The organism is Sphingobacterium litopenaei (assembly GCF_014692495.1).
Lineage (GTDB): Bacteria > Bacteroidota > Bacteroidia > Sphingobacteriales > Sphingobacteriaceae > Sphingobacterium > Sphingobacterium litopenaei.
In genome coordinates this window covers 26,402-45,856 of the sequence record NZ_JACOIJ010000016.1, presented here as the reverse complement: position 1 = coordinate 45,856, position 19,455 = coordinate 26,402, and the positions used below count along the sequence as shown (strand labels likewise).

General features: G+C 34.8%; 15 protein-coding genes. 10 read left to right on the top strand and 5 right to left on the bottom strand.

Annotated features, from left to right (window positions below; all coding sequences use genetic code 11):
- Window positions 1-75 precede the first annotated feature (75 nt).
- The 3 genes from H8B04_RS09675 to H8B04_RS09665 all read left to right on the top strand — a co-directional run bounded on the left by H8B04_RS09675 (window position 76) and on the right by H8B04_RS09665 (window position 3,354).
- Complete coding sequence (locus tag H8B04_RS09675) at window positions 76-960, top strand: helix-turn-helix domain-containing protein (RefSeq protein ID WP_223815353.1); 885 nt, start codon at window positions 76-78, stop codon at window positions 958-960.
- A 19-nt stretch (window positions 961-979) separates the two neighbouring features.
- Window positions 980-1,393 carry a DUF983 domain-containing protein gene (locus H8B04_RS09670; protein ID WP_165291557.1) on the top strand — a complete coding sequence of 138 codons (414 nt, stop codon included), beginning with the start codon at window positions 980-982 and terminating at the stop codon, window positions 1,391-1,393.
- 98 nt (window positions 1,394-1,491) lie between these two features.
- Window positions 1,492-3,354 (top strand): M1 family metallopeptidase, encoded by a 1,863-nt coding sequence (locus H8B04_RS09665; RefSeq protein WP_165291558.1) that lies wholly within the window; start codon window positions 1,492-1,494, stop codon window positions 3,352-3,354.
- A gap of 45 nt (window positions 3,355-3,399) precedes the next feature.
- Here the strand turns inward: H8B04_RS09665 and H8B04_RS09660 are convergent, their stop codons facing one another.
- Complete coding sequence (locus H8B04_RS09660; RefSeq protein WP_165291559.1) at window positions 3,400-3,549, bottom strand: hypothetical protein; 150 nt, start codon at window positions 3,547-3,549, stop codon at window positions 3,400-3,402.
- Between the two features lie 795 nt (window positions 3,550-4,344).
- On the opposite strand from H8B04_RS09660, the gene H8B04_RS09655 reads away from it, so the two are divergent.
- The 5 genes from H8B04_RS09655 to H8B04_RS09635 all read left to right on the top strand — a co-directional run bounded on the left by H8B04_RS09655 (window position 4,345) and on the right by H8B04_RS09635 (window position 10,086).
- Entirely contained in the window at window positions 4,345-5,325 is a 981-nt protein-coding gene (locus H8B04_RS09655; protein ID WP_190302230.1) for a hypothetical protein, read from the top strand.
- Window positions 5,326-5,472: 147 nt separating this feature from the next.
- Window positions 5,473-6,036: an AraC family transcriptional regulator gene (locus tag H8B04_RS09650; protein WP_165291561.1), complete on the top strand. Its 564-nt coding sequence runs from the start codon at window positions 5,473-5,475 to the stop codon at window positions 6,034-6,036.
- 90 nt (window positions 6,037-6,126) lie between these two features.
- Window positions 6,127-8,346, top strand: coding sequence for a heavy metal translocating P-type ATPase (locus tag H8B04_RS09645; protein WP_190302229.1), 2,220 nt, complete (start codon window positions 6,127-6,129; stop codon window positions 8,344-8,346).
- A 34-nt stretch (window positions 8,347-8,380) separates the two neighbouring features.
- Entirely contained in the window at window positions 8,381-8,596 is a 216-nt protein-coding gene (locus H8B04_RS09640) for a heavy-metal-associated domain-containing protein (RefSeq protein WP_165291563.1), read from the top strand.
- Window positions 8,597-8,793: 197 nt separating this feature from the next.
- The gene (locus H8B04_RS09635) at window positions 8,794-10,086 is read left to right on the top strand and encodes a DUF389 domain-containing protein (RefSeq protein WP_165291564.1); all 1,293 of its coding nucleotides are present in this window, start codon (window positions 8,794-8,796) and stop codon (window positions 10,084-10,086) included.
- A 43-nt stretch (window positions 10,087-10,129) separates the two neighbouring features.
- On the opposite strand, the gene nhaA is transcribed toward H8B04_RS09635, so the two are convergent.
- Both nhaA and H8B04_RS17335 read right to left on the bottom strand, forming a co-directional pair.
- Entirely contained in the window at window positions 10,130-11,290 is a 1,161-nt protein-coding gene (nhaA, locus tag H8B04_RS09630; protein WP_165291565.1) for a Na+/H+ antiporter NhaA, read from the bottom strand.
- A gap of 328 nt (window positions 11,291-11,618) precedes the next feature.
- Window positions 11,619-12,656 carry a TlpA disulfide reductase family protein gene (locus H8B04_RS17335; RefSeq protein ID WP_317170653.1) on the bottom strand — a complete coding sequence of 346 codons (1,038 nt, stop codon included), beginning with the start codon at window positions 12,654-12,656 and terminating at the stop codon, window positions 11,619-11,621.
- A gap of 390 nt (window positions 12,657-13,046) precedes the next feature.
- Between H8B04_RS17335 and H8B04_RS09620 the strand changes: the two genes are divergently transcribed.
- Together H8B04_RS09620 and H8B04_RS09615 are read left to right on the top strand one after the other, a co-directional pair.
- Window positions 13,047-13,184: a hypothetical protein gene (locus tag H8B04_RS09620; RefSeq protein ID WP_190302227.1), complete on the top strand. Its 138-nt coding sequence runs from the start codon at window positions 13,047-13,049 to the stop codon at window positions 13,182-13,184.
- A gap of 12 nt (window positions 13,185-13,196) precedes the next feature.
- A complete protein-coding gene (locus tag H8B04_RS09615) occupies window positions 13,197-13,925 on the top strand; it encodes an Abi family protein (RefSeq protein WP_190302243.1) in 729 nt (242 codons plus the stop codon).
- A 525-nt stretch (window positions 13,926-14,450) separates the two neighbouring features.
- On the opposite strand, the gene H8B04_RS09610 is transcribed toward H8B04_RS09615, so the two are convergent.
- Window positions 14,451-16,196 carry a RagB/SusD family nutrient uptake outer membrane protein gene (locus tag H8B04_RS09610; RefSeq protein ID WP_190302226.1) on the bottom strand — a complete coding sequence of 582 codons (1,746 nt, stop codon included), beginning with the start codon at window positions 16,194-16,196 and terminating at the stop codon, window positions 14,451-14,453.
- Between the two features lie 10 nt (window positions 16,197-16,206).
- Window positions 16,207-19,404 (bottom strand): SusC/RagA family TonB-linked outer membrane protein, encoded by a 3,198-nt coding sequence (locus tag H8B04_RS09605; protein ID WP_223815352.1) that lies wholly within the window; start codon window positions 19,402-19,404, stop codon window positions 16,207-16,209.
- Window positions 19,405-19,455 lie beyond the last annotated feature (51 nt).

The window sequence follows — 19,455 nt, the reverse complement described above, 5'->3', positions numbered from 1 at the left end:
TCCCGCATATGTACTGAATTGTATGGTAATATTTACTTATCCATAAAAAGTACCATTAATTCTAATAATACTACCATGTTTAATAGTATATTCAAAGTACCTTTGTATACGATGGCAAAAGTTCCTGTAATAGAGCAATGTGTGGTTTCTCACGGTCTTAATCAAGAGATTATGATTGAGGGCTTAGCGGACTATTTGGTGCGTAATGTGAATCTTGTATTTCCACATCGCCATAATTTTTACCATTTCGTATTATTTACGGCAGGGAGTGGTAGTCATACCATTGACTTTGAAAAGTTTGAAATCGCACCTTGGCAAATTTACTTTATGTCTCCGGGACAAATCCACACATGGGAATTTGAAGGGGAGATGCAGGGCTATGTGGTGAACTTTCATAAGGATTTGTTTAAGAATTTACTTTTGCGTCCCGACTATCTAAATACTTTATCTTTTTTCTCAGGATTGGTGCGTGATGGTGTTTTTGAAGTAGCAGAGAACGATAGGGAATTGGTGGTCGAATTGCTGGAGCGAATTCGTAACTTTGAGGGAGAAAAGGATTTTGTAACGAGTACGCTGTTGTATCTTTTTAATCTACTGAACCAACAACGTGTACCCTCTCTTTCGGTAGAGTCTAATGCGTACAACCATACGTTATTACGCAATTTTTTGAATCTTATCGAAGCGAATTTCAAGTCCTTACATCTACCGAAAGAATATGCAGCGCTGTTGTATATTACACCAAACCATTTGAATGCTTTGTGCAAAGAATTGTTGGGTCAGTCTGCAGGCGAAATTATTCGAGATCGTGTAATCTTGGAAGCAAAACGATTATTGGTCATCAAAGATTATTCGGTAGCTGAAATAGCTTATGATTTGAATTTTAATGATAATTCTTATTTCACGAAATTTTTTAAAAAAGTAGTTGGTGTGACGCCAGAAGAGTTTCGGAAGAATAAATAACTAGAAATTATACAATATTATGTCTACAAAATATACCATACCTGGGGAATTTAAAAGTGCAGTAGATGGCAAATGTCCAAGATGTCGCACTGGAAATATGTTCAAAGCGCCATTATTGAGTTTCAAATCCAAGAAAATGCATGAACAATGTCCGCATTGTAACTTGAAATATGAAAAAGAACCTGGCTATTTCTATGTAGCGATGTATGTAAGTTATGCCTTTGTGGTAGCTGAGTTGGTTACTGCCTGTGTTGCAACCTATATTTTGACAGGAAACCTAGAATCTCCTTGGTTATATCTTTCAGTAGCGATTGCTGTATCCATTATTTTAGCACCATTCAATTACCGATATTCTCGTGTCGTATTGATGTATTGGCTTACTCCGCAATTCAAATTTCAAGAAAAATACTTTTTAAAGGGAAAAGAAGCGTAATTTCTACAAGCTTAATGTTGTTTTTGTAACAATATAATAGGGATTAATTTCTGAAGAGAGATAAATCCCTAATTTTATTTTTTTCTATTACTTCTAATATGAGATACTTCGCATTTATACTATGTATGGCCTTATCTACGCTAGTTTTTGGACAGCGTAAAGGGTATTGGCAACAGAATGTTCAATACAAAATGGATATTGATGTCAACGAAAAAAACTACCAATACGATGGCAAAATGAGCTTGGTATATGGTAATAATTCTGGACAATCGTTATCCAAAGTTTACTTTCATTTATATTTCAATGCGTTTCAACCTGGAAGTATGATGGATCATAGACTAGTATCTATTTCCGATCCTGATGCGCGTATGGTCAAAAACTTAGGAACCAAAGAAAATCCACAATACCAAAGCCGTATATCGCAATTGACAACAGATCAGATTGGTTATCAAAAAATTTCTTTCGTAAAGGTGAATGGCGTCAAAGCTAATTTCAAAGTGGATGGAACAATTTTGGAGGTCGTATTGCCTAAGGCTATTGTGGATGGCTCGAAAACAACTTTTGAGCTAGAATGGATGGCACAGGTTCCGGAGCAAATCCGTCGCAGTGGTCGTAATTCCAAAGAAGGAGTAGCCTTATCCATGACACAATGGTATCCAAAAATGGCACATTTCGATGAGTTCGGTTGGCATCTAGACGAATATGTTGGACGTGAGTTTATTGCCCCATTTGGGGATTTTGATGTGACTATTCATCTAAATAAAGATTATGTTATAGGTGCTTCAGGGGTGTTGCAAAACCCAACAGAAGTAAAAGGTTATTCGGAAAAAGCAAAAGTAAAAGCTAAAAATAACAAAGCCTCTTGGCGTTTTGTAGCAAAGAATATCCATGATTTTGCATGGGCTGCAGATTCAAAATTTGTGGTAGATTCTACTACCACCAAAGGAGGCGTCAAACTGTACACGGTTTATTTGCCTACGAATTCGGAGGTAATTTCAAATTGGAAACAAGCTTTAGGCTTTGCTTCGGAGTTTTTTGATTTTACGTCCTCACGATTTGGGGCTTATCCATGGCCGACTTATACCATTGTACAAGGTGGTGATGGAGGTATGGAGTATGGAACGGCTACTTTGGTGACTGGCGGTCGTAATTTGAAATCCCTGGTCAATGTGATTTTCCACGAAGCTGCACACTCGTGGTACCAGCATTTATTTGGTATTAATGAAACAGTAGATGAATGGTTTGACGAAGGCTTTACTTCCTATGTAGAAGAATTAGGTATGCACCACATATTTGAGAAAAAGGGTGCCGTAGCTACCAATCCAGTTATCGAGCCTTACCGTGCTTATTATAAATTGGCTTTATCAGGTAAGGAAGAACCAATGAGCTTATTGGCTGATTATTATAATACGAACTATGGGTATTCCAATCAAGCGTATAACAAGGGCGCTGTCATGGCGGAGCAATTGGGTTATATCATTGGACAGGAAAACCTGGAGAAGACATTCTTAAAGTTCTATGAGGTATGGAAATTTAAGCATCCTACGCCAAACGATTTCAAACGCGTAGCGGAAGAAGTTTCAGGAATTAACTTGAAATGGTATTTCAATTTGTTTATTAATACCACTCGTACTATTGACTATGCAATAGATAGCATCTCGGATAAGGAGATTTTGATTCGCAACAAATCAAATTTAGCTATGCCTTTGGATATATTAGTAGAGTATACTGATGGTAGCAAAGAATTGTTTTATATTCCATTACGTGAGATGCGTGGTGAAAAACCAGCAGAAGGATTTGAAATGTATAAAAACGTAAAACGTACGGTGTTGGAAGACTGGTTTTGGACAAAACCAACCTATGCAATTCCGGTGGATAAGAAAGTTTCTAAAGTATATATTGATCCTACGTTACGATTAGCAGATATAGAATCCTCAGATAATAAGAAGGAATTAAACTAGAAAAAATTAGATAAAACAAAAGGAGTCTTTCCAAGAAGGCTCCTTTTATTGTTGATATAAACCAAGGTTGTTTATATTTCCTTCTTCAGTACTTAATGCATTTGGTGTAAACGTACTCTCTTCCAAGAATGTCACTACTGCATACATGAAAATGGAACAAATTAGCATAATTAAACAGAGTAGAAATTGTTTCATATTTTAATTTATTTTAGTAATTGTGGTGATTGTTAAAGGTTTACTTCAAATTTACGTATTGTTTTTCATAAAATATGGTCGTATTTTATAAATAGCTATATATAGTTACATCTCTCTCATAAAAAATAGCATAATATATATTGCTTTTAAGAAATTATTGTGCCAAAAATTTTAGAATTCGGTAGATCCCTGTTGTTATTTTGTTAAATTTTATAAATCTTGCTTAAAAACGATTTAAAATGGGTTTTGCTCCCTAGTTTTAGATAATAAAATTGTTATAATGTTTCCGTTTTGGCGTTTTGTTAATCAGCGTACTACGCTTAAAAAAATTATGTTTACCTAAATTTACTAATTTGATTCTATTAATTTACAAATAGTAGTATTGATAATCATTATGTTAGGGAATAATTTATATCGATTTGTCATCGATATTTCTATCATATAATAGTTTTGCATTTATTTGTTTTTCTGTTTTAATCCTGCATTAAACCTATTAAATGAATGAAATTTTGTTTTTTGGGGTATTAAAATTATTTAAGATGAGGGTGTTTTTTGGTAAGAAATAATTGTTTTTTGATAGCAAAAGATTGTAACAATTATTAAGAATTGATGCGTATTAACTAATGGATTTTTAAAATGTCTGGTAAAGGTGTCGGTTTTACTTAAAACGTAAAAAGTCGTTTTGTAGCATATTAATGTTATATTACGTTAATAGAAAAACAGTTCAAAATCCTATTAAAGAATTTATATTTTATTTTTAACTTAAACTTGTTTTTAAACTAATCAATATTTTAAATGAAAAAGCTAATTATAGGACTTGGGTTTTTATTTCTTTTCTCGTTATATCTACAGTCAAACAGCGCAAATGCTCAATTTGGTGATTTATTAAATAAAGCTTCCAAAGCCGCCGCTTCTAAAGGAGCAAAGGCATTGGGATTGGATAATATACTAAAACAGCCCGATGCCATTTCTACGAAATTTGCTGATGTCAATAGAACGGGTGAACAATTTCCAGATTTCCATAATGATCAAACTTTTACTCCACTGACTAATTTGCCTAAACATGCTGATGGCGGTTATATTTTAAAAGCAGGGCATTATGAAATCTTTAATAAAAGTTATTGTCTTAAGGCGGGGACACATGCCCCCTCTTCAGGTGATGGCTATATGTATGCTCCTGTGGATGGCAAGAAAAGAGATGTTGTGATTGCGATTTTGAAGAGTGCAGAAAAGCATCCAGAAGTGAAACAGTCGGATATTCAAATGTTGTTGTGGACGATTATTGCGCGAACAAAATTCGCTGATTATTCAGGTTCCGTAAAAGCTACCGCTATCCGATTATTGACTGCAAAGCAATTGCTGCAATTGGAAGGTGGTGCATTAGGAATTTTACCATTTGATGTGGTAAACAAAGCTAAAGATCAACTCCCTGATGAGGTAAAGTTAGTATTTGAGGCGGAGAATAAAATCAGAGGTTTAGTCGCGTCAGGCAACTATTCTTTTGCAGAATTTGAAAGTTTGGCTATTCTAGCTGGCATGGCTGAACCGCGTGCGGATACGCCAAGTGGTATTTGGACACTTCATCCTGATGGATATTATGTTCGTTATTTCCCAAATGGATATAGTAAAACTAAAGTTCAGATTTATGTTCCAGAAGAAACTATTGCGAAGCTAAATGGTAAAGAGTTGGTTTATGATGCTACGGATGATATTGCATGTCCTGCTAATACAGGCTCGCAACGCTTAATACAGACGAATGAGGCTATTAATTTGTAGCATAGATTCATATTTAATTAGGAAAGTATAGATATTCTATGCTTTTTTTTTAAGGAGGATGGTAAATAGGTTATTACTCATTTTAACATCCTTCTTACAATTCCGAATGCTTTAAAAGTTAACTTTGTTATAAAGCACGAAATCATCATGCCTACATTATATATCAAAAATATGGTTTGTAACCGCTGTATTATGGTGGTTGAAAGCGAATTGAATAAAGCAGGAATCATTGCTTCGTTGGTTAAATTGGGTGAAGTAGTTTTAGAGAAAGAGCCAACCGAGGAAGAGTTGCAGCAATTTACTTCTGCGATTGAATCATTGGGTTTTGAGCGGATTGATGATAAGAAAAGCCGTATTATTGAGCAGATTAAGAATAAGATTATTCATTTGGTGCATTACGAATACAATGCTTCTAAAATTAATCTTTCTGAAGTGTTGAGTAGCCATTTGAATCACGATTATAATTATTTGTCTAATCTGTTTTCTGAGGTAGAAGGAACAACAATTGAAAAGTATTATATCGCTCAAAAGATAGAAAAAGTCAAAGAGCTATTGGTATATGATGAATTATCGCTTAGTGAAATTGCGGATCGTCTAAATTACTCAAGCGTGGCTTATTTGAGCAATCAATTCAAGAAAGTAACCGGGCTTTCTCCAAGTCATTTCAAACAAATAGGTTTGGAAAAAAGAAAACCTTTAGACCAGATATAAGTAAATCTTACAAATTCTTTGCATAATTACATAACACTAAAACTGCTTTGTTTTGTCATCTTTGTAGGGTAGAATCGGAGATAAATAAAAATGGCAAAGCAAGATAAAAATATTATAAAAGAAAGCTATCCTGTGCTTGGCATGTCTTGTGCAGCCTGCGCTAGTAGTGCTGAAAATATTATTAAGCAGCAAGAAGGTGTGGTAGATGCTTCTGTCAATTTTGCTACTGGAAATCTTTCTGTAGCGTATCAATCAAGTCTTACTTCCTCCGAAAAGTTGCAACAAGCACTGCAGTCTGGCGGTTATGACTTGTTGTTGGAAGAGGAAAGCAAACAGCAAGAAACGTTGGAAGCATTACATGTCGCTAAATACCAACAGCTGAAATCGAAAACCATTTGGGCAATCCTTTTATCCTTGCCTGTTGTGCTGATAGGTATGTTCTTTATGAATATCCCATATGCCAATGAAATCATGTTTGCTTTCGCAACACCTGTGGTCATTTGGCTAGGAAGAGATTTTTTTGTGGGAGCGTGGAAGCAAGCCAAACACCATACCTCCAATATGGATACGCTCGTAGCTTTAAGTACGGGTATTGCCTATTTGTTCAGTATTTTCAATATGATTTTTGAGGATTTCTGGATGAGAAGGGGATTGCATGCACATGTTTATTTTGAAGCTGCAGCCGTCATTATCACTTTTATTTTATTGGGAAAACTCTTAGAAGAAAAAGCCAAGGGTAGTACTTCTACGGCTATTAAAAAGCTGATGGGGTTGCAACCTAAAACAGTGACATTAGTCCAAGAGGATAAAGGAGAAGTGGTGATACCGATAGAGCAAGTTCAAATTGGAAATCGTTTGTTAGTGAAGCCTGGTGAGAAAATTGCCGTGGACGGCATAGTCGTATTCGGAAATTCCTATGTCGATGAAAGTATGCTAAGTGGTGAACCGGTTCCTGTTGCCAAATCGCATGGGGAGAAGGTTTTTGCGGGTACAATCAATCAAAAGGGAAGTTTTCAATTTGAGGCTACAAAAGTTGGAAAGGAAACACTATTGGCTCAAATTATTAAAATGGTACAGGAGGCACAAGGCAGTAAAGCTCCAGTGCAGAAGCTTGTGGACAAAATAGCAAGTATTTTTGTGCCTGTAGTTATTAGTATAGCAATTCTGACTTTCATACTGTGGACTGTGTTTGGTGGAGAACATGCGATAGTTCAGGCTTTATTGGCTGCTGTGACGGTATTGGTTATTGCTTGTCCCTGCGCCTTGGGGTTGGCTACGCCAACGGCAATCATGGTCGGCGTGGGCAAAGGAGCAGAGCAAGGAATATTGATTAAGGATGCTGAAAGTCTGGAATTAGCAAACAACATTGATGCGATTATTCTAGACAAAACCGGCACAATTACGGCTGGCCGACCTGAAGTAAATGACATTGTTTGGGCTCAATATAATTCATCCCAAGAGGCTATTCTATTCAGTATAGAGAAACAGTCAGAACATCCATTGGCGGAAGCTGTGGTTAATTATTTGAATCAAGCCCATGTCGTTGAATTGAGCCAATTTGAAAGTATAACGGGTAAAGGTGCGCAAGCTAATTATAATGGGTTAAGCTATTTCGTTGGAAACAAGAAGTTGTTGGAAGAGCGGGAAGTAGAAATTTCGACCGCATTAGAAACAAAAGCTAAAGAATGGTTGTCACAAAGTAAAACCGTGATATGGTTTGCAAGCGAACGGACTGCATTAGCTGTGCTGGCGATTTCAGATCAAATCAAACCAACTTCCGTACAAGCGATCGATGAGCTACAAAAGATGGGCGTGGAATTATATATGCTGACTGGAGATAATGAAGCAACAGCCCAAGCTATAGCACATCAAACAGGTATTAGACATTATAAAGCAGAAGTATTGCCACAAGATAAGGCAACTTTTGTCAAAGACTTACAGCAACAAGGTAAAGTCGTAGCTATGGTAGGTGATGGGATTAATGACAGCACGGCATTGGCTACAGCGGATGTCAGTATTGCGATGGGCAAAGGCTCCGATATTGCGATGGATGTCGCGAAAATGACCATAATATCTTCGGACTTAATTAAAATTCCTCAAGCTATTCGACTGTCCAAACAAACGGTAGCTACGATAAAACAAAATTTGTTCTGGGCCTTTATCTACAATTTAATTGGCATTCCAATTGCCGCAGGGATATTGTATCCTATCAATGGATTTTTGCTCAATCCTATGTTGGCTGGGGCTGCAATGGCGTTAAGTAGCGTGTCAGTAGTAACCAACAGTCTGAGACTAAAATGGAAGAAGTAACACGTAAATATCATAAAAATTAAAACAAGTAACCATGGAAAATAAAGAATTAAAATTTAAAACGAATATCAACTGCGGAGGTTGTGTGGCAAAAGTTAAACCTGCTTTAGACAGTGCCGAAGGCGTAAATAATTGGGGTGTAGACACGGATAATGCAGACAAAATCTTGACTGTATCAACAGAAGGAATTTCAGAAGAAAAAGTAATAGAAATTGTAAAAGCTAAAGGCTTTAATATAGAAAGAGTTTAATCTCTTACAGGAAAACTTTAAACAAGAGGCTTGGTGGATATTGCTAAGCCTTTTCTAATGGATCAGTGGTCTTTAGCATTCTTCTTCTAAGGAAAAATTGATAATTCTTGTAGAATTATTGCTTCGCGGAACATATTTTTCATTTCCCAATAGAATTATATTGTTATCTTAAACAATTAAACCAATAAATCATATTCATGCTTCGAAGTATTTACAAATTCTTCAATCTTCATGATGGTGAAGAAACTAAAGACAAAGTATTAGAAAATGTGGTGTCCAATATTTCCTTTCGGGGAGCAAACTTATGGATCTTAGCTTGTGCCATTGCAGTTGCTTCTATAGGATTAAATGTTAATTCTACGGCAGTCATTATAGGAGCTATGTTGATTAGCCCATTAATGGGACCTATAGTAGGTGCTGGTTTCGCTTTAGGAATTTATGATTTTGATTTATTAAAAAAATCAGGGAAAAATTTATTGATTGCCACGTTAGTCAGCCTATTAGTTTCGTTTCTTTATTTTCTTTTAAGTCCATTTAAGGAAGCTCAATCTGAATTGTTAGCGCGCACATCACCAAATATTTATGATGTTCTGATTGCATTTTTCGGTGGACTCGTTGGTGTGATTGCTATTACTCGTGTGGAAAAGGGAAATCCTATTCCAGGAGTGGCTATTGCAACAGCTTTAATGCCTCCATTGTGTACCGCTGGCTACGGTTTAGCCATAGGAAATATATCCTATTTTTTTGGTGCATTATATCTGTATACCATCAACTGCTTTTTTATATGTATCTCAACCTTTCTAATTGTCAAGTTTTTAAGGTATCCTAAAATTAAATTTGTGGATCCTAAACGAGAGTCACGTATTACAAGGACTATTACTTTTCTTATTCTCGTCATGCTTATTCCAAGCTCTTATTTGGCGTATGCGCTATTGCAGGAGAGAAAATTTAGTCAGAATGTGAATACTTTCATTGAAAATGAACTTACTAGAAAAGGATATACGTTAATCTATGAACGTACGCAATTTAATGCGAGACCCAAGAAAATAGAGTTAGCCTTTTTGGATAAGAAGTTTTCTCGAGATGAGTTGAAAGAACTTAATGATAAGATGGAGGTGTATAAATTGCGGAACACACAATTGGTTATCCGGCAAGATAGTACTGATTTAAAAGCAGATATTTTAGCCGAACTTAGCAAAAATAGCGCTCATGTGGACGAAAGAGATGTGATGATTCAAAATTTAAGAAAGGAATTATCGACTTATAAACTGGATAATGATGGATTATTGAAAGAAATCGATTTGTTATTTCCAGAGTTAAAGCCATATTCGTTAGGTAAGCAAAGTGTCTATGTGAGTAAGGATAGCTCAAGATTTGATTACTATCTTATTTATTCATCGACATTGGAAGATAACCGTAAAAGATCGTTGGAAAATTGGTTAAAGGAGAAATTAAATACCCGATCGATTAGGTTTCTGAAAAGCGAATAATACTAAAAGAGCTAGATGATATCATCTAGCTCTTTTAGTATTATTATTTTTTGATTCTTAAAACAAGATATCCTATTACACCCGCGGCTAATGAAGTCAATAGAATGCTCAATTTTGCTTCTGCAATATGCATGGGATCTGCAAAGGATAAGATGGCTATAAATATAGACATCGTAAAGCCAATACCCGCAAGTAATCCTACCCCTAATATATGAAACCAATTTGCGCCTTCTGGAAGTGTACTTAATTTTATACTTTTGCAAATAAATGAGGTCAAAAGGATGCCCACCGGCTTCCCTAATAACAAGCCTAAAGTAATACCTAAACCCAAATTAGAAGTTAAGCCTGCAATCATTTCGCTCTCTAACGTGATATTGGTATTCGCAAAAGCAAACAGCGGAATGATGATAAAATTTACAGGTTTTACTAATGCATGTTCGAGACGTTCCAATGGAGATTCAATATTCGTATCGTTTGTAGGAATCGTCATCGCCACCAAAACTCCTGCTATTGTAGCATGTATCCCCGAATGATGAACAAAATACCATATAAATACTCCTGGAATCAGGTATAAATAAGGATTTAGTACATTCATTCTATTCATGACAATTAATACTAACATTAATACTCCTGCATAACCTAAATAACTCAATTCAATGCCAGAAGAATAGAATAATGCAATTACTAGTATGGCTATTAAATCATCAACAATCGCTAATGCTGCTAAGAAAATTTTTAAGCTAGCCGGTATTTTATTGCCTAATAAATTAATGACAGCTAATGCAAAAGCAATATCAGTTGCCATAGGAATACCCCATCCCGAACTTGTTTCTTGACCTGCGTTCAGACTCAAATAGATAATTGCTGGTATAACGGCCCCTCCGATAGCACATAAAATTGGCAAGGAAGCTTTTTTAGGAGAGGACAATTCCCCTTCTACTATTTCGCGTTTTATTTCTAACCCTACTAAAAGGAAAAATATAGCCATCAGTCCATCATTAATCCATAAGAGAATGGAATAATTGAGATGTATACTTTCATTTTCAAATCCAAATTTGGTGTCTAGAATTTGCTGTAAGGTGGGAGCGGCTGGAGTATTCGCAATAATCATAGAAATAATTACGCAAATAAACAACAGTATACCTCCCGCATTACTGGATTTGAAAAAGTCTTTGAATACATTTAAATTAATCAAGTTTGCCATGTTTTAGTTTGTTAGTTCCAGTATTTATTAACTGGTATCTGGTTATATATTATTCAATAGATACATGCTTCAGTATAACATTAAAAGAAGCCAATGCTTACTAAAATATAGTTTTAAGTAATAGGGCTTATGGATTATTGCATAGATTTTATCTATAGTATATGGCTTGGGTTATGGAGGATTAATAGTTTAGTAAGTATTTTTAGTATTGTATGAAAAGGTTTCTTAAAAGTGTATTCTTTAAGAAACAGCAGCATTTGTCTTTTTTTAAGAGTAACAAATAGGAAACGTTAATTTCCAATTGTGAAGATTTGATTATAAATGCAGGCTAATTTTGTAATAGCATTAGCTTATCTTCCAAATCCTTTCCTTTTAGATTGTGACCTACGATAACACCATTAGCATCAAGTAAATAGCTGTGCGGCAAACCTCCAATTTCATACAATTTATATATTGGAGATTGATATCCTTTCAAATCAGACAAGTGTACCCATTCTTGAGTTTTGTCATCTCGAATGGCTTTCAACCATTCTGCTTTCTCATTGTCTTTATTAAATGATATTGCTAGAATTTCAAAGTTTTTACCTTTATATTTTTTATAGATATCCAAATAAATAGGATTTTCCTTACGACACGGAATGCACCATGATGCCCAAAACTCAAGTAAAATAATCTTGCCTCTAAATTGTTCTAAAGAAACTTCCCTTCCCAAAGTATCAAGCAGTGTGAAATTGGGAGCTATAGCTCCATAGGCTAATTTCTCAAATCGACTGATTTTGGATTTAATCCTTGAATCTTGATCTGTATCAATAGAATTATCTGGAATAATCTCGTAAAGCTTTTTAAACTTAATAACATTGTATTGATTTAAATATCTATCTATTAAATCATCAGAAAACTGCGTTAAATCATTATTCTCCAAAAAGTTTATATCAAAAGCTTCATGCTTTTTTATGAAATTCTGAAATTGTTCTTGATGTTCAAGTGCTTCATCATCCGTCAAAATGCCTTTCACTATTTTGTCAAAATATTCCTTATCCCTTTGAGCTGCCAACGTTCTTAAACTATCCGATTCAAACCAATATTTAGAGTAAATAGAATTTAGTTTATCTGCTTCTATGATAGCATTATTTAAAGTTCCTCCCTTTATTGAAATTCTTGATGTAGATAAATATAATTGTCGGAAACTAAGTAATCTTGGAGGTGCTAATGAATTATTAATAGTCGTATCAAAAAAACCTAAAGTAACAAGAGTAGGTCGATCTACCGTTCCAACGAACTTGAATTTACCGTCTTCCACGGTAGTGGAATCATTAATGTTAGGAGAGATTAAATATACTTTATGATGACTTTTAAGCTCTTCGATGTCTCATTGAATAGAAATTTTTATTTGCGCACCACAAAAATACGGCAGTATAGCCATGAAAAACACAATAACCCTCATAATAAATAGTTTAACATTAATTGAATATAATAAAATGCGAAGAAATAGAAATATTAAATCTCAACATTTACCTTTGCGTAGTAACAAATTGAGCGGGGCACCCAGAATGTGCAATAGAGTTAAAAATCAGATAGTTATAATTTTAAAATAACAATTAGAAAACATTGAATTTTCTGTGTTATTTGACAATTGGATTATAAAGAGAGTTGTACAACTAACAAATTTAAAAATTTCTCATATACATATATAGTGGCTAGTTCAATAGTTTTAATAAAAACAAATAATTCTTATTTTTACAATTGAACTTAAATTATGGGAAATAAAGCAACAACTATTGATGAACAAATTACTCTCTTAAGAAGCCGAGGGATGTCAATCCCTGATGACCAAATCGAAAAAATAAAAGAATATTTACTTGATATTGGATACTACCGATTGGGTTTCTATTAGCATTATTTTGAAATCGATAAAAACCATAATTTTGAACCAAACACTTCGCTAAGTAGTGTAATTGAATTATATTATTTGGATGTTGATTTAAGAAATTTACTATCGAAATATTTATATAGAATTGAAGTTCATTTTAGAACCCAAATAGTTTATTACGCCTCAAACAAACACCACTCTTCGCCCACATGGTTTATTGATCCAAAATTAGTAGACAGAGGATTTTTAGATAAATTGGATGATATCTATAATTATAGTTTTAAAAAGTATAATACACCTATAAAAAGACACCATCAGAAATATATAAATGACAAATATGCGCCTGCATGGAAAACACTAGAGTTTTTTACATTTGGTCAAATTTTTTCGCTGTATAAAAATTTAAAAGATCAAACATTGAAAAGCGAAATTGCCGTAAAATACGGTATTAAGGATGTAAGTGTATTTGAGAATCATATTTCATCTATAATAAATATTAGAAATATTTGTTCCCACAGTGCAGTATTATTTGATTTCAATCAGCCTTTAGGTATAAAAAAAATACCGTGCAAAAAGTTCAAATTGAAGACAAGAAATCAAACTAATCTCAATGCCTCGTTTAGGCTAATCCTTTTTATTTTGAGTAAAGTTTCTCAAAATAGAACTGATGAATTAGAAGCATCTTTAAAAAAGATTTTTACTGAGGCTAACAATAGCCCTTTTGTATCAAAAATAATTAATTCTCACATTTGTTTTGATTTATAATTTTATCTATATTTGTAGTACATTTGTGCCCCTTTAGACATAATATGCTTTTAAAGCAGCACGTAAAAATAAGAAATTAAAACCCAAAGCCTAGGCTTTGGGTTTGCTTTTTTAACCCAAAACGGGCACCCAGAATGTTTAATTAAACAAAATATCAAGCAGTTATGTTTTAAAAGTAACAGATAGTAAACATTGATTTTTAGTTACTTTTTGACAATTGGATTATAAATCTTTATAGAAAGTTTGAAAATAAGCCAACTGCGAGACTAGCCGACTGCACAAATAAATTCTTAATTGTAACAATTGATTGATACTATTTTTTGTATAAGACGAATATGTTTATAAATCTTATTAATCTAGGTTTGGCTAAGATATATAATTAGTGAAAGTGATTTTTGATCCAATTTATAGATAGCAGATATTGAGTTTATCAGATAATTCAACTATTACATTAACTAAAAGCAGGTTGATTTTAATCTGCTTTTAGTTAATGTTTCCTATTAATTTAAATAAAATATAATTTTATTATTCCCAACCAGGGTTTTGAGTTAAGTTGGGATTGTCAACAATATCAGCATTTGATATAGGTCTAAAGTATTTTTTGTCAGTAAATTCTCTATTTTCATCTGCGCGCCATATTATATGTCCATATTCGCCATTTGATAATATGGATGCCTTGCCGTCGATTACTACGTATGACACATTTGGAGTTGTCTTGGGAGGAATAGATTTAACAAAAGATACGTCTGGTGTACCATTTCCATCCAAATCCATTTCTGTATTTAGGGCAGGGACATAGATGCCTTTCCAATCCATTTCCAAAAGTTTACCTTTTCTCCATCTCAATAAATCATCGTAGCGAAACCCCTCGTATACTAATTCAACACCTCTTTCACGGCGCACTTCAAGAAGATATTTGTCTGATATTTCTGGGAAATATACTGATTTTAGGTAATCATCTGCAATTTGTGGTTCTTGAGAATTAATTCCTGCTCTTATGCGTAAAGCTCCGATTGTTTGTGTCCAAACTTCACTATTCATCTCGCCAAGTTCACTTTTAGCTTCTGCATAGTTGAGTAAAATCTCCGCATATCGCATCATTGAAACAGAGTTGTAACTTTCAGTTACACCATCTAATCTTTTGTCATCCAAACTGAATTTTAAAATATGGTATCCCGTAAATGTATATCCGAAATTCGGTGGAGCTGCCGAGCCATCTGATCTTTTATAACCTAAAGAACGGATCGTTTGTGCTAACCTTGGATCCCTTTGCTGCATTTCTTCTACAAAAGGCACTTCGTCAAAGTTAGGTCTGTCTGTAAATCTTGAACCATCCTTGTTTAAATATGTGTTAACAAATTGTTTATTTAAGCCCCATCGGGAACCATATGTTGCTGAGTTAAACTTCCAAGTTACTTCGTGCCATCTTTTTAATGCATTGTTGTACACATTAGCCCACATTACTTCCGCTGATATTGGATTTTCGCTTATAAATAAATTGCGATAATCGGTAGACGGATTCCCTGTATTATTTAATGCGTATTGACCAGCGTCAATGATTTCTTTAGCAGCTTTCGCAGATTCTTCGAGCCAAAAGTCAGCAGAAGAATTTAGACCGAGTTGCGTATGGTATTTTCGAAAAGTTCCTTCGAATAAACAGATTCTAGACTTCAGCCCCAATGCAATCCATTTAGTAATTGTAGAAGATGAATTATCCTTCTTTGAGCGGATATGCTCAATAGCAAAGTCAAGATCTGCTAATACAGAATCCATCACCAAGGTGCGTGAGTCTCTTCCTTTGTATAAATCAGGGTCGTCTGTGGCCATGGTTTTGCTATAAAAAGGAACATCTCCATACGTTTTTACCATAGTAAAATAAAAATATGCTCGGAAAAAACGTGCAATTCCTGCGTAATGGTTTCTAGCTTCTAACGAAATATTTTCGTTATTGTATTTTTCCAAAAAGTAGTTTACATTACGAAGATTGGTGAAATTCCATTTCCCTTGATCTACGGAGGAGTAATTCCCTGCAATAAATGTTGGTGAATTATTTTTTGAGGTAAAATCACCCATCTCATCCGCTTGGACTATACTCAATGCAGAAGGAGTAAAGTCTTGATAGAATGAGTTGGTATATAACAACAAATCAGCTTCTGTATTAAAGAACGATGTCGGAACTAATTTGTCAAAAGGCTCTTTATCTAGGAAGTCAGCACAAGAACTCATACCAATGCTAGTGCATACTATTAATATTATATTTCTCAATTTCATAACGTAGCCATTAAAATGTTAAGTTCAATCCTAAAGTGGTAGTTTTAAGCATAGGATAAGCATACCCTTGACCAGAGCCATTAGTTAATTCACCAACTGGTGCTTCCATTACCTCTGGGTCAAAATTTTCAGTGTTTTTAAATAAGCCAGAAGCTGTAAATAGATTCTGCGCAGAAACGAAAATTTGCGCTCGATTTATTTTCATCTTCGATGTCCATTCTTTTGGAAGTGAATAATCAATTGTTAATGTTTTAAGACGTAAGTAGGACACATCCTGTAGATATCTGGTTTGTGGTGCGCCTAATGATCTATCTGTACCAAGTGCTGTATACCCTCTATATCTTGGGAAATAAGCATTTGGAGTTTCTTCTGTCCAGTAATCGTTCATCATCGTTTCAGGTTGGTAACCATATGGTCGATTGTATGGTCCCCAAAATAAACCTGCCTCAGGAGCAAAATACCAATCACGCTTACCTATACCTTGGAAAAATGCAGAAATACCAATACCATTCCAATTTCCAGATAATGTAAATCCATATTGGTAGCGTGGTGAATTGTTGCCGATGATTTTTCGATCACCTGGATTATCAAGGGTATTGTTCCCTTGGTTAATCACACCATCGTTGTTCAGGTCTGCAAATTTTAAGTCTCCAGCAAGCCATACATTGTTGTTTGAGTTTTTAATGAAGCTTTGGTTTGCATGATTCAATACATCTTCATCAGACGTGAAAAAGCCTAATGTTTCATAACCCCAAATTTCACCAACTTCTTGCCCTACATAGTGTGTGCTAAGTAATTTATTGGGATTATTAAAGCGTTCAATTGTAGATTTGCTATCCCATACTGAGCCATTAATTCCCCAAGTAAAAGGTTTGCCAGCAACATCAAATTTATTTGTATAATTTGCCGTTAACTCCCATCCTTTGGTAGATAAGTCAGCGTAGTTTCCGAAGGGTACAGTTGCACCAAAAACATTTGGTAATGGCTGCCCTGTAGTGAACATATCATAGGTCATCCTATTATACCAATCAAATGTGAAATTTAATGCATCTTGCATCAAGCCAATATCTAATCCGACATTGAATGTTGTTGATCTTTCCCATGTTAAACCAGTTGGTATAACACCGGGAAGTCGTGTATAATTGGCTTGAACGCCATTCAGAATAACCGATGTTCTACTTACAGACATTTGTTCTTGATATCTATAAGGAGCGACATTCCCATTCCCTAAAGAACCGTATGACGCTCTAAACTTTAAATTGCTAAAAGTTGGTTTAGCTGATTCGAAGAATTGTTCATTGGATAAAACCCAACCAGCTGATACAGATGGAAAAAATCCATATCTCTGATGAGAGGGGAATTTGGAGGAACCGTCGTAACGACCGTTTAACTCTAGCAAATATTTGTTGTCATATGCATAATTGAAACGGTAAAATAAGCCCAAATAAGCCCATTCGTTACCACCACCTGTTATATTATAATTGAGCCCATCCATTAAATTGAAATCAGGCTTACTCTCAACCAAAATACCATCACGCTGCGCGCGCAACAATTTTGTTTTTGAGCTCTCCACATTATAACCAATTAATGCATTGATATCATGTATGTCGTTGAATTTTTTGACATAGTTGGCTGTAATGTTTCCTGCAATATATTTAGTGTCTTCGCTCCACTCACGAAGAAGACTTCTTCCGAATCTAGACATTTCATTTGGAGCATTACTGAAGTTCATGAAATTATTCGTCCGCGTTTCCTTTTCAATTGTCTTAGCGTAAGAAAAGTCACCTTTTATTGTAAGCTCCGAAATAGGTTTTAGAATTAAACCTGTTGTATTGCGTATATAGGTGTTATTTAAATCCGATTTATTATTACCTTCCATATAAGAAGCTACACCCGTGTAAACAGCTGTATGTGTGTATGTGCCATCAGGGTTATGCGTAACAGCCATTGGAAATCCTTGGTGTTCAAATTGTCTCCAGATATTACCATCACCATCCGCAAACATAGGGTAAATGTAATCGTGGCTGCTCAGTTCGGTGTTGTTTTGAATTGTAAGCCATGGGTTGATTTTCACATCCCCCTTACCACGTAGGTTGTATTTGTTGAATTTATCTGGGTTATATTTAAATATTCCATCTTGGTGATAATATCTTCCTGATACATAATATGAAGCCTTGTCATCTCCTCCTGATACACTTAGTGCTTGTTCGGTTGCTGGCATCGCATCTTTATAAATTAAATTGTACCAATCCGTATTACCGAAGTATTCATACCTATTTTTAGATGGATTAAAAATTGCCTGTTCTCCTGTCGGGTTTTCATTATGATTTTTTAGAGCCTCTAAATATTCTAAAGAGAATGGGTAAATATTATTTACTGATATTGGAGTGGACTTGTAGTCGTACCATGCATTAAATGAGTCATTGAAATTTTTTGCCCATTCATAGCCATTACTAATTAATTTTGGTTCGACGGTACGTTGGTTAATGGAATAGTTAGAGCTGAAATCAACTTTAGTACTTCCTTTTTGCGGGTTCTTTGTTGTAATTAGTACTACACCAAACGCTGCTCGTGATCCATAAATCGCTGCTGATGACGCATCTTTCAATACCGTTACAGTCTCTATGTCATTGGGATTGATATTGTTTGCATCGCCCTCAACTCCGTCTATTAGTACTAAGGCACTTCCTCCAGCGCCGATAGATGTCGTTCCGCGTACATTAAATGTAGCTCCACGTGTAGGACTTCCATCTACCATTTTCAGATTCAAGTTAGGTAAGGTTCCTTGAAGCATTCTACTAAGACTTGGAGAAGGTCTATTTTCTAATACTTCAGCGCTAATTTGAGATACAGCTCCTGTAAGATTAGCTTTTTTTTGTGTTCCATATCCCACTACCACTACCTCTTCAAGACCATTTTCTTGTTTTAGGGTTATTTGCGCATTTGTATTTGCTTTTAATGGAATCTCTGTACTATTATATCCAATGCAGGAGATAATTAAAACTACATCCGATAGATTTGAGTTATTAAATGTGAACTCACCACGAAGGTTTGTTTGGGTTTTTAATGTTGATCCCTTTATAGTAACTGTTGCTGCCGAAATAGGTTTTCCATTTTCATCAACGACTTTTCCCGTGACCTGTTGTAAAATGAAATTGGGGCTTTGAATCTTTAGAGGTAAGTTACTTGATAGTATATTATTTGACATAGTAATGCCAGCCAATAGGAATATTGGTACGTAAAATTTCATATTGAAAAG